General features: G+C 70.0%; 19 protein-coding genes and 1 riboswitch. Of the genes, 5 read left to right on the forward strand and 14 right to left on the reverse strand.

The annotated features are described in order from the left end of the window. Nucleotides 1–73 precede the first annotated feature (73 nt). Nucleotides 74–550 (forward strand): SRPBCC family protein, encoded by a 477-nt coding sequence (locus Aco03nite_RS37930; protein ID WP_203805146.1) that lies wholly within the window; start codon nt 74–76, stop codon nt 548–550. Here Aco03nite_RS37930 and Aco03nite_RS37935 read toward each other — a convergent pair. The 3 genes from Aco03nite_RS37935 to Aco03nite_RS37945 all read right to left on the reverse strand — a co-directional run bounded on the left by Aco03nite_RS37935 (nt 544) and on the right by Aco03nite_RS37945 (nt 3290). After that, on the reverse strand, nt 544–1332 hold the full coding sequence (locus tag Aco03nite_RS37935) for a hypothetical protein (RefSeq protein ID WP_239145772.1): 789 nt from the start codon (nt 1330–1332) through the stop codon (nt 544–546). The genes Aco03nite_RS37930 and Aco03nite_RS37935 overlap by 7 nt on opposite strands. A gap of 44 nt (nt 1333–1376) precedes the next feature. Continuing rightward, the gene (locus Aco03nite_RS37940) at nt 1377–1943 is read right to left on the reverse strand and encodes a hypothetical protein (RefSeq protein WP_203805148.1); all 567 of its coding nucleotides are present in this window, start codon (nt 1941–1943) and stop codon (nt 1377–1379) included. 171 nt (nt 1944–2114) lie between these two features. Further along, on the reverse strand, nt 2115–3290 hold the full coding sequence (locus Aco03nite_RS37945; protein ID WP_203805150.1) for an FAD-dependent monooxygenase: 1176 nt from the start codon (nt 3288–3290) through the stop codon (nt 2115–2117). Between the two features lie 109 nt (nt 3291–3399). Between Aco03nite_RS37945 and Aco03nite_RS37950 the strand changes: the two genes are divergently transcribed. Next, entirely contained in the window at nt 3400–4059 is a 660-nt protein-coding gene (locus tag Aco03nite_RS37950; RefSeq protein WP_203805152.1) for a TetR/AcrR family transcriptional regulator, read from the forward strand. Here Aco03nite_RS37950 and Aco03nite_RS37955 read toward each other — a convergent pair. Continuing rightward, nucleotides 4050–4736 (reverse strand): SGNH/GDSL hydrolase family protein, encoded by a 687-nt coding sequence (locus tag Aco03nite_RS37955; RefSeq protein WP_203805153.1) that lies wholly within the window; start codon nt 4734–4736, stop codon nt 4050–4052. The genes Aco03nite_RS37950 and Aco03nite_RS37955 overlap by 10 nt on opposite strands. A 91-nt stretch (nt 4737–4827) precedes the next feature. Between Aco03nite_RS37955 and Aco03nite_RS37960 the strand changes: the two genes are divergently transcribed. Beyond that, nucleotides 4828–5382 (forward strand): TetR/AcrR family transcriptional regulator, encoded by a 555-nt coding sequence (locus tag Aco03nite_RS37960; protein WP_203805156.1) that lies wholly within the window; start codon nt 4828–4830, stop codon nt 5380–5382. Here the strand turns inward: Aco03nite_RS37960 and Aco03nite_RS37965 are convergent. After that, nucleotides 5287–5967, reverse strand: coding sequence for a TetR family C-terminal domain-containing protein (locus Aco03nite_RS37965; RefSeq protein WP_203805158.1), 681 nt, complete (start codon nt 5965–5967; stop codon nt 5287–5289). The genes Aco03nite_RS37960 and Aco03nite_RS37965 overlap by 96 nt on opposite strands. A gap of 44 nt (nt 5968–6011) precedes the next feature. On the opposite strand from Aco03nite_RS37965, the gene Aco03nite_RS37970 reads away from it, so the two are divergent. Beyond that, nucleotides 6012–6425, forward strand: a complete 414-nt coding sequence (locus Aco03nite_RS37970) for a VOC family protein (protein WP_203805159.1) — start codon at nt 6012–6014, stop codon at nt 6423–6425. After that, nucleotides 6425–7165, forward strand: a complete 741-nt coding sequence (locus Aco03nite_RS37975; protein ID WP_203805167.1) for a 3-keto-5-aminohexanoate cleavage protein — start codon at nt 6425–6427, stop codon at nt 7163–7165. The genes Aco03nite_RS37970 and Aco03nite_RS37975 overlap by 1 nt, the downstream gene beginning before the upstream one ends. Here Aco03nite_RS37975 and Aco03nite_RS37980 read toward each other — a convergent pair. From Aco03nite_RS37980 to Aco03nite_RS38020, 9 genes are all read right to left on the reverse strand, one after another. Beyond that, entirely contained in the window at nt 7154–7855 is a 702-nt protein-coding gene (locus Aco03nite_RS37980; RefSeq protein ID WP_203805169.1) for a DUF1963 domain-containing protein, read from the reverse strand. The two genes, Aco03nite_RS37975 and Aco03nite_RS37980, sit on opposite strands and share 12 nt — an antisense overlap. 44 nt (nt 7856–7899) lie before the next feature. Further along, nucleotides 7900–8241, reverse strand: a complete 342-nt coding sequence (locus tag Aco03nite_RS37985; RefSeq protein ID WP_203805171.1) for a DUF3618 domain-containing protein — start codon at nt 8239–8241, stop codon at nt 7900–7902. Further along, a complete protein-coding gene (locus tag Aco03nite_RS37990; RefSeq protein WP_239145773.1) occupies nt 8241–8663 on the reverse strand; it encodes a phage holin family protein in 423 nt (140 codons plus the stop codon). Before Aco03nite_RS37990 ends, Aco03nite_RS37985 begins: the two co-directional genes overlap by 1 nt. A gap of 78 nt (nt 8664–8741) precedes the next feature. After that, on the reverse strand, nt 8742–9593 hold the full coding sequence (locus tag Aco03nite_RS37995) for an SDR family oxidoreductase (protein ID WP_203805175.1): 852 nt from the start codon (nt 9591–9593) through the stop codon (nt 8742–8744). Between the two features lie 93 nt (nt 9594–9686). Further along, nucleotides 9687–10028, reverse strand: coding sequence for a hypothetical protein (locus Aco03nite_RS38000; protein ID WP_203805191.1), 342 nt, complete (start codon nt 10026–10028; stop codon nt 9687–9689). A 49-nt stretch (nt 10029–10077) separates the two neighbouring features. Continuing rightward, complete coding sequence (locus Aco03nite_RS38005; RefSeq protein WP_203805177.1) at nt 10078–11121, reverse strand: ABC transporter substrate-binding protein; 1044 nt, start codon at nt 11119–11121, stop codon at nt 10078–10080. Continuing rightward, nucleotides 11118–11921 (reverse strand): ABC transporter ATP-binding protein, encoded by an 804-nt coding sequence (locus Aco03nite_RS38010; protein ID WP_203805179.1) that lies wholly within the window; start codon nt 11919–11921, stop codon nt 11118–11120. Before Aco03nite_RS38010 ends, Aco03nite_RS38005 begins: the two co-directional genes overlap by 4 nt. Beyond that, nucleotides 11918–12955 (reverse strand): FecCD family ABC transporter permease, encoded by a 1038-nt coding sequence (locus Aco03nite_RS38015; RefSeq protein ID WP_203805181.1) that lies wholly within the window; start codon nt 12953–12955, stop codon nt 11918–11920. The genes Aco03nite_RS38010 and Aco03nite_RS38015 overlap by 4 nt, the downstream gene beginning before the upstream one ends. A 49-nt stretch (nt 12956–13004) precedes the next feature. After that, nucleotides 13005–13188, reverse strand: a riboswitch (cobalamin riboswitch). 59 nt (nt 13189–13247) lie between these two features. After that, a complete protein-coding gene (locus Aco03nite_RS38020) occupies nt 13248–14330 on the reverse strand; it encodes a DUF1152 domain-containing protein (protein WP_203805183.1) in 1083 nt (360 codons plus the stop codon). Nucleotides 14331–14452: the final 122 nt, after the last annotated feature.

The raw sequence follows: 14452 nt of genomic DNA on the forward strand, positions 1-14452 counted from the left end.
GGCGGCTTCCACTCGGAGATCGCACTGGAACACTGGGGATCAGCGGAACCTTCACATCCGACGAGGAGCTGCCATGAAGTACACCGTCTCGCTGGAGATCGGCGTGCCGCGGGACCGGGTGGTCCAGCTGCTGTCGGAGCCGGAGCATCTGCCGTACTGGCTTCGGGGTCTGGTGTCGCACGAACCGGTGAACGGGGTGCACGGGCAGGTCGGCACCGAGTCGCGGGTGGTGCTGCGGATGGGGCAGCAGCAGTTCGAGGCCACCGAGACCATCACCCGCCTGGAACGGGACGCACCGGACGGCATCGTCCGTTACGACCGCGAACTCACCGGGGCGGGCATGTGGAACGCCGCCCGCGAGCGCCTGATCGAAACCGGTCCGGCGACGACGCTCTGGGAGAGCGAGAACGAGTACCGGTTCGACAGCCTGCCGATGCGCCTGGGCGGGTTCCTGATGACCGGCGCCTTCCGTAAGCAGTCGCTCCAGCACATGCGCGATTTCCAGGCGTTCGCCGAGAACGGGACGGACGTCCGTACGACGGATCAGTAGGTTTGATCTCGGCATTTCGGGTTCTCCTCGCGATGCCGGCTCGCCCATCGGCCGGCATCGAGTTCCCGCCGGTCGGGCGGAACAGCGGCCAGTTGCAGGCGGCGCAGCAGCGGAAGGTTGCCGGGCAACGCCGCGACGTCCGCCGCTCGCAGGCGAGGGTGGTCGACGACCAGCGTCCCGTCGTTCATCGTCACCAGGGCTCGGTACTGGCGCAGGTCACCGGGTCCGTCGGCCCGGAGCAGGGTCTCGGCCGGACGGCGGGGACGGAGGATGTGCTGCCCGTCCGGGTGCAGGTGATCGAGGAACCATTCGAAGGCGGCTACGTCCTCCCGGGCTTGGCGTACCAGGTCGGCGAAGGTGTTCGAGTCGACCGCGAGGAACGCCGCCGGATCGCGGGGCAACTGCCACCGCTTCCAGGTGGGCCGGGTCTCGGGTGACGCGGCGGGCGGTGGAAGCGGTGCCCGCTCCAGGAACTCGACGCCGATACCCGCTTCGGCCAGGTGCCTGCGGATCCAGGAGCGCTTGAAGTCGTCGCTGGTCTGCCACGCCCAGACCAGCGGATCGTACTCGCCGATCGGCCGGGGCCGGTCGGCGCCGGGCAGATTGTGGCAGATGTCGGCGATGAGCCGGATCTCGGCGAGATGGCCGTCCGGATGTCTCGACCGTTCCGGCCTCGATGCCAGTGCTCGGATCTGGAGCATCCCGGCCGACAGCAGCACCGCGATGACCGCGCGACGTTGATCGCGCGACCATCCGGCACGAGCCCTCCGATGTGTACGCACCACGAGACGGTATCGTCCGGGCGATTTTCAGGCGTGCGCCCAGATCAGTAGGTCCGCAGGTAGTGGATCACGTTCGCTGAGCCGGGGACGCCGGTCGCGGCCAGGACATTGATCAGGGCGCTGATGTCGTGCGGTGGCATCGGGTAGCCCTCGCCGGTGGACAGGCGCAGGTAGGTGTTCTCGGCGGGACCGGCGATCACCAGTTCGGCGATCATGTCGCTGCGGCCGGGCGTGCGCCACCGGAGCTGGGTCGGGTGGATGCCGACCGACGGGGCCATCGCCAGGTCGACGGTGCGGGGCCGGACCGTCCGAATCGTCAACCGCGATCCTTCCAACCAGGCGGTCGTGCGGGTGACCTTGACCGCGTTGAACACCATCAACGCCGTGAACAGGCCCATCAGCAGCACCCCGAACAGGATGGAGGCGACGACCTTCCACTGGGCGAGGTCGCCGGACGTGTCCGAGACGAAGGAGGCGACCAGCCCGGCGAGAATGCCGGCGACCAGACACAGCGGCGCCCCGACGACACCGAAGATGATGACGGTCGCCAGCCGGCTGCTGCGGGTGGTGGTGAAGCCATAACTCAGTTCATGGCGGTACGGGTTGAGCACCCGGCGATGGTACGGGCCGCATCCGCCCTGCTCACGACCACCCTAACGATCACGCCACGCCAACGGAGACAGGTTCACCGCGGCTTCGGCGATTCGTCGGCTCGTCTCCGTTTTGGAAGTCTGGGCCCGCCGCCACGAGCCCAGCCCAGCCAGGTGAAGCCCGGGTGGTGTTCAGCCGCTGATGTCTCGGTTCTTCGAGTCGAAGCTGGTGTTGCCGGGCAGGCCGCCGGAGGTGGCGGCCATCTGCATCATCTGGGTGCGCATCGCGTACTCCTGGTCGTCCTTGGCGATGAACAGCAGGCGGTCGGCGTGGACCTGGGCCTGCTGTTCCTCGATGTGCGGGCGCAGCCGGGTCTCCCAGGCCTTCAGTGCGGTGCCGATGTCGCCGTCGTGCCGGGCGAGCATGGTGCCGAGCAGGTCGGCGCCGGCCATGCCGGTGGAGGCGCCCATGCCGGAGTAGAGCGTGAGGCACCAGGCCGCGTCGCCGGCCAGCACCACCCGGCCGTCGTGCCAGCGTGGCATGCGCACCTGGTTGACGGAGTCGAACAGCACGTCGGGTGCCTCCTCGTAACGGTCGAGGAGTTCGCCCAGGATCGGCCCGGTGGCGGCGGGGCCGAAGGCGGACCGCAGGTTCTCGATAGGCGTACCGGCAAAGGGGTTGCCGGAATCGTCGGCGCGGTAGGTGAACATCAGACTGGACGGCCGGTCGGCGAAGGAGAACGCGATCGCGGACCGGCCCGGCTCGTTGAGCCACAGGCCTTCGGACATGCCGAAACCGGTGAGCGGCCGGTCGAGCAGACACGCGCCGATCATGAAGCCGAGCGGGTGCAGCAGGTCGTCGCCGAAGACCAGCTCGCGGACGGTCGAGCGCATCCCGTCCGCGCCGACCACGAGATCGAATTTTTCGGTACGGGTGACGCCAGTCGCCTGGTCGAGGAGTGTGACTTGCGCGCCCGTCTCGTCCTGGGTGATGGCGGTGGGGACCGTGGCGTAGCGGACCTCGACGTCGGCGGGCAGCACCGAGAACAGTGCCCGTTCGATGTCGCCGCGCAGCAGCATTCGAGGTTCGCCGGGCAGGTCGGACGGCATCATCGCGGGGCTGCGCCGGCCGTCGCGGTCGACGGTGTACGAGGTGGCGCCGGAGCCGCTGCGGGTGCCGATCGCGTCGAGGACGCCGAGTCGTCCGGCGGCTGCTTTGCCGGTCCCGAACAGCATGATGAAGTATCCGCCGCCGCGCCGCTGTGCCGCCCTTTCCACCATGACGGGTTCCCAGCCGATCTGCCGTAGCCGGATGGCGGTGGCGACGCCGGTGATGCCCGCTCCGACGACGAGAGCCCGTTTGCTCATCGATGTTCTCCGCTCCGCATTAAGTGGACCCTTGTGGTCCGCTTGAACGGAACGCTAAGTGGACCACGTTGATCCGCTTAGTGGAGTAGTTCACAGATAAGATCGCCGGGTGACAAGCACGGACGACCGGCCGCTACGCCGCGACGCACAGCTCAACCGCGACCGGATCATTCGCGCAGCTCAGGAGGTGTTCGCTCAGCGCGGTTTGGCCGGCACCTTCCACAACGTCGCCGACCAGGCGGGTGTCGGCCTGGGCACCGTCTACCGCCGCTTCGCCACCAAGGAACTCCTGGTGGAAGCGGTCTATGAACAGCGGCTCGCCGATTTTGTCGGCACCGTCGAGGCCGCCCTGCACGCGCCCACCGGCTGGGACGGCCTGGTCGACGTGCTGAGCACCGCCGCGCGGCTGCACGCCACCGACCGTGGTCTGCGCGACGTCGTCCTCACCCGCGGGCACCGGCCGCGTTCGTTCGCGGCGTTCACTGACCGGATGGAACCGCTGCTGAACCAGCTGGTCGACCGCGCCCGCACCGAGGGCTCGCTGCGCGCCGACGTCACCGCCGAGGACCTGCCGATCCTGCTCGCCCTGATCAGCGAGGTGGCCATGCACGGCGACCCGGTCCGGCCCGGCATACACGCCCGCTACCTGCAGCTTCTCCTCGACGGACTCCGCCGCTCCCCCACCGCCGGCGCCCTCGGTGAACCCCTCGCCCGACGGGAGTTGGACGCCATCGCCGACAGCTGGCTCCCCCGCCTGGATCACACCTGAGCGGCGACGTCCCGGGCCCAGAACCGGTAACCGAGGGCCGACGGGTGGAACCGGTCGCCGGAGAAGAAGCCGGGCGGCGGCGTTCCGGCGGGTGAGTCGACGAACGTGGTCCGGCCGGGGTTCTGTGCGCACACCTCCCGGGAGACCGCGTCCAGCGCGGCGGCACGCTCGCTGAGGAAACGGGCCAGCGTCGATGGGATGGCGGGGAACCTGGTCAGCGGCGGGATCCCGGCGACCAGGACCCGGTGCGAGCGGGCCGCGAGTTCGCCGAGGATGGCGGTCAGGTCGTCGCGCCACATGTCCGGTGTACGGCCGGCCATCACGTCGTTGGCGCCGGCGAGCAGCACGACGAGGTCGAGGTCGTCGTCGAGGCGCGGCACGAGCCGGTGACGGATGCGCCGGGCGGTGGCACCGAACTGGCCGACCGCCTGCCAGTCGACCGGGCGGCCGGTGCGCTCGGCGACCTCCCGGGCGAATCCGGCGGCGAACGCCTCCTCGTCACCGGTGACACCGCAGCCGGCCGCGGTGGAGTCGCCGAGGACGGTCAGGCGCAGCGGCGTGCCGGAGCCCTCCGGCACGGAGCCGCCGGTGCCGCCGCCCGGAGTGGACGCGAGCTTGAGGGTGGAGCGCAGCCACAGCCCCTGAACTGCGACGACGGGTAGCCGGACCGGGTTCATGGCTTACCTCTTCTCCTCGTATACGCTGCCGTATAGGGGCACGCTAACCGCTCATATACGGTGGCGTATACGCGAAGGTGGGCCAGGTCACATGAAATTCGAGACGCGGACGCCGCGGGACCGATGGATCGAGGCAGGGCTGGAGGCGCTCGCCGCCGGCGGCCCGGACGCGGTGCGGGTCGAGGCGCTGGCCAAACAGCTCGGCGTGACGAAAGGCGGCTTCTACGGCTTCTTCGCCGACCGCAACGCCCTACTGGCGGCCATGCTGGACACCTGGGAGCGCGAAAGCACCGACGAGGTGCTGGAACGCGTCGAACGCGAAGGCGGAAACCCCAAGCGCCGGATCGTACGGGCGGGTGTCCTGACCTTCTCCAGCGACCGCCTCCTGCCGATCGACCTGGCCATCCGCACCTGGGCCCGCCGAGACCCGGCAATCGCCGGCCGCCTGCGCAGCGTCGACAACAGGCGCATGGACCTGCTCCGCCAGATGTTCAGCACGTTCTGCGACGACCCCGACGAGGTGGAGGCCCGAAGCCTGCTGGCCTTCTGCCTACTGATCGGCGACCACTTCCTGGCCGCCGACCACGGAGACCGCTCCCGAGCCCAGGTCCTGCACCGAGCCGCTGACCTCATCCTCGACCGGTGACGAGCGCAGTGCGCCGAGCATGCGGGACAGGTCGTCGACGACCTCGTCGAGGGTGACCCCGGGGTCCGGGGCGGTGGCGATGTGCAGGGCGGCCTCGTTCATCGCGCCGGACAGCAGGGCCGCGGTGCTCTCGATCGAGCGGACCCGCAGCACGCCGTCTGCTGACAGGGTGGTGAGGGCCTCGACCAGGTGCCGGCCGGAGGCGGCGCCGTCCTGGGCGCGCCACGTGGTCCAGTCCAGGACCGCGGGGGCGTCGATGAGCAGGATTCGCCGGTTGCGGTCGGCCACTGCTGCGGACAGGAACGCCCGGCAGCCTGCGAGCAAACCCTGCCAGTCGTCGGGGCAGGAGTCCGCGGCTCGCTCGACCTCGTCGGCGACGCGCTGCTGGGCGGCGGCCGTGACCGCCTGGAACAGGCCCTGCTTGCTGGCGTAGTGGTGGTAGATCGCGCCCCGGGTCACCTCCGCCAGCGTGGCGACCTCGGTCAGGCCGACCGCCGCATAACCCCGGTCGGCGAACAGTGCCGAGGCCACCTCCAGGATCCGCCGGCCGGTGATCTCGCTCTGTTCCTTCGTCGCGCGCGCCATGCCTATAATTTACATACACGCTGTATGTAAAACGAGGAGACGCCATGCTGACCAGCTCGTACCCGGTACTGCTGACCCGCGACGTGGCCACCACCGCGTCGTTCTACCGCGACCACTTCGGCTTCGAGACGACCTTCGAGGCCGACTGGTACGTGAGCCTGCGCCGCGACCGCTGGGAACTGGCCGTCCTCGACTGCGCCCACGAGACGATCCCGGCCACCCACCGCGGCAGCGTCGCCGCCGGCATGCTGCTGAACCTGGAGGTGGACGACGTCGACGCCCTCTACCGCGACCTGGTCACCGACGGCCCGCTCACTCCGGCCCTCGACATCCGCACCGAGGACTTCGGCCAGCGCCACTTCATCGTCCCGGCCCCCGACGGCGTCCTCGTCGACATCATCACCAACACCCCACCCACCGAGGCGTACGCCCACCAGTACGAATCCGCCGTCCACTGATGCCCCGAATCGAGTGGGTCAAGGCGTGTCTCAACGGTGGGCGGCGGCGGGACGAGCACCCGGCCGTGCCGATCACGGCCGGGCAGCTGGCCTCGGAAGCGGCCGCTGCCGTCGCCGCCGGAGCTGAAGCTTTGCATGTGCACCCACGGGACCAGAGCGGCGAACAGTCGGTGTGGGCGGATGACGTCGGGGCTGCCGTCACCGCCGTACGACAGCGATGTCCTGGTGTGCCGTTGGGAGTGACCACCGGGCTGTGGATCAGCGACGGTGACGCCGGGAAGCGCCTGGCGGCCGTGCGCCGGTGGGGCGAACTGCCGCCCGCGGCCCGGCCCGACTTCGCGTCGGTGAACGTCAGCGAACCCGGGTTCGCCGAACTCGTCGACGTCCTCGAACAGGCCGGGATCGCCGTGGAAGCCGGTGTGTGGACGCCCGCCGACGCGCGGGACCTGGCCGCCGTCGGGCGTACCGCATGGTTCCGGGTCCTGGTCGAGGTCTTCGACGAACCAGCGGAAGCGACAGCCGATACGATCCTCGCCGCCCTCGACGAGTCCGGCGTCGTCGGGCCGCGGCTGCTGCACGGCGAGGACGCCGCCTGCTGGCCACTGGTCGCGCACGCCGCCCGGCTGGGGCTGCCCACCCGGATCGGGCTGGAGGACACCCTGACCGGGCCGGCCGGCGAACCGGTCACCGGCAACGCCGACCTGGTCCGGCATGCGCTGGCTGTCCGGTCACGCGGCTGAGTCGTGCGACTGCTCGGCCTTGGCGAAGTTGCCGGCGAGCAGGTCGGCCTCGTCGATCCGCCAGTAGAGGATCGTCCACGGCATGCTGAAGGTGTCCTCGTCCTCGGCGCTGAACGTGGCCAGCAGCACCTTGTCCGGGTTCGGCGGGTCGTTCCAGCAGGCCGGATAGCCGCCGATCTGGACCGGGCCGCCGCTGTGCAGACCCGCGGCGCAGGACGCGACGCTCTCCTCCAGGTCGTCGATGTCCTCCAGGTCGTCGTCGCCGTAGTCGACATCCCACACCAGAGGCGACAGGCTGACGTCGACTGACATGCGCAGCTCACGGCGCTCGAAGGTGGCCACGCCGGGCACCTGCCGCTCCACCATCGGGGTGCCCGGCGGCACATGACGGACCTCACCGCGGTCGTAGTCGTCGCCGAAGAACAACAGATACCCCTCCCGGGGCCACACCACATCCGTCCGGTACGCCGGGACCAGCGCACAGTCGACGGCCGCGATGAACGGGCTGTCGTGGTCCGGCATGCCGGCCGGCATCGGCGGATCCCCACCGAACACGCCCACCACCGGGCCGGTCACGTTCGCACCCAGGGTGACGCAGGTCCGGGCGGTGTCGGTGAGCCGCGTGACGATCGCGGGCGGGACCTCAGCCATCGTGGCCCGTTCCCGGAAGGTTGTCAGATCGATGGTCATGCGCCGCAACGATAGTGGCGCACGACCCTGAAAACAGCCCCGCCTCAGTGGAAGCGGGTGGACCGGCGCCGCTGGGCGAAGAGGAGCACGGTGGCAACTCCGGCTGCCGCGACGGCGATCGCGGCGGGCGGGGCGGCCCGGCGTACCGCAGGATTGCGGGTGGTCTCGGCCAGTTTCTGCCGGGCCGTGCCCGCGGCCCGTGCGGTGGAGGTGCCCGCCCCGGCCAGTCGTTCCCTGGTCCGGCCGGCGGCGGCGCTGATCGCCTCCCCGGCGCGGGTCTTCACGTCCGTCTTGGCGGCGAGGGCCTCGACGGTCTCGCCGAGTTCGATGCGGGTGTCCTCGATGTCGGCGCGCAGGTCGTGGGAGTTGTGGGCTACGTAGGTCATCAGTGGTGTCCTCGCTGTGCGGCGGCCTTCACGGTCCGGATGTCGGTCTCGACGTTGGCGACGGTGTCCTGCGGCACCGGCGAGCCGACCTTGGCCAGCTGCTTCTTACCGAGCAGGGCGGCGATGCCGGCGGCGGCGAACACCACGATCATCACCGTCAGCACGGCCAGCCACAGCGGCCAGGCCAGGTCCAGGGCGACGACCGCGAGCGTGAGCAGCAGGCCGATGCCGAACCAGCCGAGCACCGCGGCCCCGCCGAGAAGCCCACCGCCGACGCCGGCACGTTTGCCTTTCTCGGTCAGTTCCAGCTTGGCGAGGGCCAGTTCGTCGCGCACCAGAGTGGAGATCTGCCCGGCGGCCTGGTTGACCAGTTCAGCCGTGGAGGCCGCACCGGGATCGGTTCGGAGATGTTGGTCAGTCAAAGCCATACCGCAGCAGTGCCCGCCCACCATCAGGTGAAACCGGTCCCGGGGGCCACACCACCCGGACGGGGCATCCGGTCAGGCTCCGGTGAAGTCCGGACGATGGTCGCGGACCCACTGTTCGAGAGGGCGGCCCGGCCGCCCGGTGAGGTCACGCACGCCGGGCCGGACCCGGTCGGGCTCGGTGACCGTGTCCGACCAGTAATCCAGCAGCATGGTGATGATGTCCTCCGGGATGAACCGGGCTACGTCCGCACGGAACTCGTCGGGGCTGATCTCCACCAGCGGGATGTCGCGCCCGATCCCGGCCCCGATCGTGGCGACCTGATCGATCCTGGTCAGCGACTGCGGGCCGGTCAGCGGGTGGATCCGGCTCTGCTGCCCGTCATGCAACAATGCGGCGGCTGCGGCGTCCGCGACGTCCGCCTCGTGGATCGGTGCCTGCGCGGAGTGCAGGAACGGCGCACGGATCGGCAAACCGGCCTTGATGGGCCAGGCCCATGAGAGCAGGTTGCCGGCGAACGTGCCCGGCCGCAGGATGGTCCAGGCATCGGTCCGGGACGTCACCGCCTGCTCCACTGCCCGATGGTGGGTGTAGCTGGCGGAGCCGATGTCGCGGGGGAACTCGCCGGCGGCGGCGAGCGACGACAGCACCACGAAGCGGCGCACTCCCCCGGCGACCGCGGCGGCGATCAGATCGTCGACGCCGTGCTCGAACGGGAAGACGAACATCCGGTCGACGCCGTCGAACAGATCCGCGGTCAACGCCGAGGATGCGGTCAGGTCGGCGCCGACCACGTCGACGCCGTCCGGCAGGCCGGCCTTCCGCGGTTCACGACTCACCGCGCGGACCTTCTCCCCGGCGGCCGCCAAGGCACCGGTCAGGTGCCGCCCGACCGCCCCGGTGGCACCGGTTACCAGAATTGTCATCGCCGATCCGCATCTCTTCGCAGGTACCGGGCGGAGTGCCCGGTTCGAAGTTGACGCTACGGACCAATCAGGACAGTCCACGACCGCAATCGATCACCGATCGGCGTTCGCCGGTGGGGTGATCACGGACAGTTGCAGGATCGGGGGGACCTCGACCACGCCGGGGCCGCCGTCGCGGACCCAGGTGATCAGGTCGTCGAGGACCGTGTCGTCCAGGACCAGGCCGAACCAGACCGGGCGGGCGCCCGTCCGGCGGGCGGCCGGGGTCGGGTGGACCACCACCACGTTCGACTGGTCGCACGCGTCGAGGCAGAGGCTGGTGCGGACCCGGTTCCGGGGTTCCAGTTCGGCGCGGATGACCTCGATCTGCCCGTCGTGGTCGATCTTGGGGTGTTTGCGGAGGCTGCCGCAGCAGCAGTCCCGGCACACCGTCACCGTGCAGCCCGTCACGGCTGGCCTGATCGTCATCGGTTCCTCGTTCTTCTCAGTTGAGCCAGTCGTTGCCGGGCAGGCCGGTCAGCTTGGTGATGTCCACGGGTGAGGCGATCTGCGACTGCGGGGTGAGACCGAAGTGTTCGGTGGACCGGCGGACCCACTCCGCGGCGTCGATGTTGAGCGGGCCGGAGACCCACATGGCGTACGGCAGGTTGACAAATCGGCCCTCCTTGACCGCGGTCAGATCGCGGGACGCCGGGTTGGCTTTCAGGGTGTCGATCTTCTGCTGGTACGTCTGGCCGGGGTAGTCCACGAAGTAGATGATGTCCGGATTCGAGGCGGCCAACCGCTCCCAGCCCACCTCGGTCCAGGTGTCCGCCACGTCGGCGGTGGCGTTGGTGACCCCGGCCGCGTCGAAGATCGCCTGTGGTCCGCCGTACGAGCCGGACGTGAAGATCGCGTCGGTGCCGGAGTCGAACAGGAACCCGGTCGGCGTCTTCTCACCCTTGGGGGCGGCGGCCAGCGCGGCCCGCCGCTTCTCGATGTCGGTGACCACGGTGTCCGCGGTCGCACGGTGGCCGGTCAGGTCGCCGATGTTGCGCAGGTCGGTGGTGAGCGCGGTCCAGGCGTCCATCGTGCCGCGGGCGCCGTCGTCCTGCTTGCAGGTCTCACTGAGCAGGTACGTCTTGATGCCGTGGGTGGTCAGGTCCTCGGGCATGAGGTTGCGGGACTCGCTGAATCCGTAGCCGTACCCGGCGAACATCATCTCCGGTTTGACCGCGAGAACGTTCTCCAGCGTGGGGTACTCGCCCCCGACATTCTTCAGCTCGCCGACACGCAGGTCGGGGTAGGCGAGTTCGAGCACCGCCCGGTCCTGGTCCATGCCGGTGACGGCGACGAGCTGGTCGCGGGCCCCGGCGGCCAGGACGATCGAGATGATGCCGCCGTCGTACGCGTACAGCTGGGTGATGGGCTTGTCGATGGTGACCGTCTGTCCGCAGTTCTGGACCGAGATGGCGCCGGTGGTGGCTTCGGTCGCGCCGGAGGAGCAGGCGGTGAGCGTCAACAGGAGAGCGAGACTGAGGCGTTTCATGCCGGCGGGGTGTCCTCTCGGGGGTGGATGAGCAGGTGGGTCTGGTCGCGGCTGGGGTGCGGCACCTGGACCGAGCCGACGCCGAAGTGCGTCGCCACCCGGGCGGCGTCGAGGACTTCGGCCGGTGGCCCGAACGCGACGATGCCCGCCGGTTCGCCGGGCCGCTCGAAGCCGACGACCGCGAGCAGGTCGAAGAACCGCAGTGCCAGGTCGAGGTCGTGCAGGGTGGCGACCAGGGTGCGGGCCCGGGCGGCGAAGACGTCCAGCATCTCCAGCTGCCAGGCCACGTCCAAGTGGTTGGTCGGCTCGTCGAGCAACATGATCGGGCACTGCTGAGCCAGGCCACGGGCCAGCACGGCACGCCGCCGTTCGCCGCCGGACAGCTGGTCGCAGGCGGTGTCGATCCGGTCGGCCAACCCGACCGCGGCGAGAGCGGCGCGCACCAGATCGTGCTCGGCGCGGCTGTCACGCGACCAGGGCCGGGTCTGCGGCACCCGGCCGAGCGCGACCATCTCACCGACCCGCAGTTCCGGGGTTCCGACATCCTCCTGCGGTACGAACGACAACCGCCGGGCGCGGTCCCGGGCCGGGATCCGGCGCATGTCGGCACCGTTCAGTAACGCGGTCCCGGCGTGCGGCGACAGCACCCCGGCCAGCACCCGCAGCAGGGTCGACTTGCCGGCGCCGTTCACACCGACGATGCCCAGCCGGGCCCCGTCGGGGATCTCCAGGTTCACCTCGTGCAGGATCGTGCGGCCGCCGAGCCGGGCGGACACGTCCACCAGCCGCAGCGCGGTCACCGGTCACCGCCGAACCGATAGGCACCCCGGCCCATCAACAGCAGGAACAGCGGCGCGCCGAGCACCCCGGTCACCACGCCGAGCGGGATCTCCTGCGGGCGCACCACCATCCGGGCCAGCACATCCACCCAGACCAGGAACACCGCCCCGGCAACCGCGGCGACCGGCAGCACCACCCGATGGCGGGCCCCGACGACCAGCCGCGCCGCGTGCGGAACGATCAGGCCGACGAACCCCACTCCCCCGCTCACCGCCACCAGGACCCCGACGAGCACGGACAACCCCACGAACAATGTCGTACGCATCCCCGCCACGTTGATCCCCAAAGAGGCCGCCGTCTCCGGCCCGGCAGCCAGCGCGTCCAGCCACCGGTGCACGCCCAACATGCCCACGATCACCACGGCGACCAGGACAGCGGGGATCGCGAGTTTCTCCCACGTCGCCCCGCCGACACTGCCGAGCATCCAGAACATCACCGAGTTCGCGGCCCGGGCATCGTCACTGAGGAACACCAGCAGCGATGCGATCGCCGACAGCCCCGACGACAGCACCACACCGGACAGCACCAGGCGCAGCGGGGTCAGACCACCCTGGGCCATCGCGATCAGCCAGATCAGCAGCGCCGACCCGACCGCACCCAGCAGCGCCCCGGTGGAGACGGCGTAGATGCCGAACCCGGCGAGCGCCCCGGTGGTGATCGCGGCAGTGGCGCCGACCGAAGCGCCGGAACTGATGCCGAGCAGGTAGGGGTCGGCGAGCGGGTTCCGGACCAGCGTCTGCATCCCGGCCCCGGCGACCGCGAGCCCCGCGCCGACGACCAGGGCCATCAGGGCCCGGGGCAGCCGCAGTTCCCAGATGATGACGTCCCAGCGCCCCGGGTCCTGCCCGGTGAACCGGTCGGTGACCGCGTCCACGACTTCGGGCAGCGGGATGTGCTCCGAGCCGAACGCGAGCGACGCGACGACGCTGAGCACCGCGGTGACGGCGAGCACGAGCAGCAGCGGCCGGAACGGCAGCCGGAATCCGGGTCTCACGAGGTCGGGGGGCCTCTCGGGTCTGGAGACCCTGGTCGCGAGAGTCCATCGACGAACATGTGAGCCGACAGGTCTTCGGACTCGGGTTCAACCGGCGGCACGGCCTTCCCAGGGACTGCTCCCCAGTGGCGTCGTCGTGCCGCCGTCCCCCTCACCGCTGCGCGCCAGTCCCGGATTCCCACCGGAGTTCCCTGGCATCCCAAAAGGATGCGGCCAACTCGAGCCGGACACTAGCACGCGGCGCAGGCGGTGGACCACGGCCGGGATCACGTCGCGGGTGCGCTTCTCCTTCTCATCGCTCCGCGGTGCAGTGGTCTGCGACTTCCCACAGCAGACCGGTGTCGCGTTCCGGTTGATGTGCGATGACGGCTGCTCTGAGGGCTGCCACGTCGGGGTGGTGGAGTGCTTCGGCGAGACGTCGGTAGGTGACGAAGTCGATGCCTCGCGCGCGGGCGGCTGTCTCCCAGGAACGCAGTGCGGAGATCGTCTCGGTGGGTGGCGGCTGTTGTCGCCTGGGTCGTGCTGCCTTGACGCGTTCGGCGTCGAGTTCGGTGGCACCCATGAGTTGCACGGCGAGCCGTTCCGCGTCCTCGAAGGAGCGGGTGCCTGCCAGCTGGGAGATCAGGGGGTTGATGTCGCCGACCGTGTCGATGCCGATCTCGAGGACGGTAGGGCTTCGCTCGGTCAGGCGGACCGGTAGCCCGGCCTCGCGGATCTCTACCGTTCCGCGGGCCCCGAGGGTTGCTGCGGCGAGCAGTGCTGTGGCCTCGGTCGGGTGCCAGCCGAATGTCGGCAGGTAGGGCTTCCAGCTCTCCGGGCTGATCGTGTGTGACACGGAGTTCTCGCCGGCCCGTCCACAGACGGTGTCCTCGGACAGTTCCCCGTCGAGGCCGGGGCCGGCGACCCAGGAGACCATGGGCAGCTCCAGGCAACCGGCGGCCGTCAGCGCGTCGCCGAAGGGACTTCGCAGTCCGGCATCGCCGGGTTGTCCCAGCAGATCCCCACCCACGTCGACGAGCCGGATGTCGTCGGCGTGGAGTTCGGTGGCCGCGGCCTCGATCTGCTGCCGGATACCGTGGGCACCGTCGCTCGGGTCGAGCAGCACCAGCGGGTGGGGAATCTCGCCGGCAAGCCGTGGGAGTGTGGATCCGGCCGGGGCTTCGGGCCGGCTCCGGGTCGTGATCCTCCACCAGCCGTGACGGCGTTCCAGGCCGGCGAAATCAGCAGCTTTCCGCGGGCCTGGCAGAGGGTCGATCAGGAGCCGGTCCCAGGCCATCGTCGCGATCCCCACCGCGTCACCCGGCAGAAGGGCGGAGAGGGCGGCTGCTGCAATGGCATCGCCGCCACCACCTGCCGCTACCAGGAGTGTCCGCATCGGGTCAGTCTATCGATGCCATAATCCCAGCGTAGCGACCAGTGGTCTATGCCAGTAGCAGAAGGTTTCGAGTTGCCTGAGATCGAGCACGTTCTCCCGAAGTACATGCAGATCGCCAACTA

Source organism: Actinoplanes couchii, assembly GCF_016862075.1.
In the GTDB taxonomy this organism is placed as follows: Bacteria; Actinomycetota; Actinomycetes; order Mycobacteriales; family Micromonosporaceae; genus Actinoplanes; species Actinoplanes couchii.

Bases quoted from the DNA above. Each gene is read 5' to 3' on its own strand.
- Aco03nite_RS37930 (WP_203805146.1), top strand. From the start codon at position 74: ATGAAGTACACCGTCTCGCTGGAGATCGGCGTGCCGCGGGACCGGGTG.
- Aco03nite_RS37945 (WP_203805150.1), bottom strand. From the start codon at position 3,290: ATGAGCAAACGGGCTCTCGTCGTCGGAGCGGGCATCACCGGCGTCGCC.
- Aco03nite_RS37955 (WP_203805153.1), bottom strand. From the start codon at position 4,736: ATGAACCCGGTCCGGCTACCCGTCGTCGCAGTTCAGGGGCTGTGGCTG.
- Aco03nite_RS37960 (WP_203805156.1), top strand. From the start codon at position 4,828: ATGAAATTCGAGACGCGGACGCCGCGGGACCGATGGATCGAGGCAGGG.
- Aco03nite_RS37965 (WP_203805158.1), bottom strand. From the start codon at position 5,967: ATGGCGCGCGCGACGAAGGAACAGAGCGAGATCACCGGCCGGCGGATC.
- Aco03nite_RS37970 (WP_203805159.1), top strand. From the start codon at position 6,012: ATGCTGACCAGCTCGTACCCGGTACTGCTGACCCGCGACGTGGCCACC.
- Aco03nite_RS37975 (WP_203805167.1), top strand. From the start codon at position 6,425: ATGCCCCGAATCGAGTGGGTCAAGGCGTGTCTCAACGGTGGGCGGCGG.
- Aco03nite_RS37980 (WP_203805169.1), bottom strand. From the start codon at position 7,855: ATGACCATCGATCTGACAACCTTCCGGGAACGGGCCACGATGGCTGAG.
- Aco03nite_RS37985 (WP_203805171.1), bottom strand. From the start codon at position 8,241: ATGACCTACGTAGCCCACAACTCCCACGACCTGCGCGCCGACATCGAG.
- Aco03nite_RS37995 (WP_203805175.1), bottom strand. From the start codon at position 9,593: ATGACAATTCTGGTAACCGGTGCCACCGGGGCGGTCGGGCGGCACCTG.
- Aco03nite_RS38005 (WP_203805177.1), bottom strand. From the start codon at position 11,121: ATGAAACGCCTCAGTCTCGCTCTCCTGTTGACGCTCACCGCCTGCTCC.
- Aco03nite_RS38020 (WP_203805183.1), bottom strand. From the start codon at position 14,330: ATGCGGACACTCCTGGTAGCGGCAGGTGGTGGCGGCGATGCCATTGCA.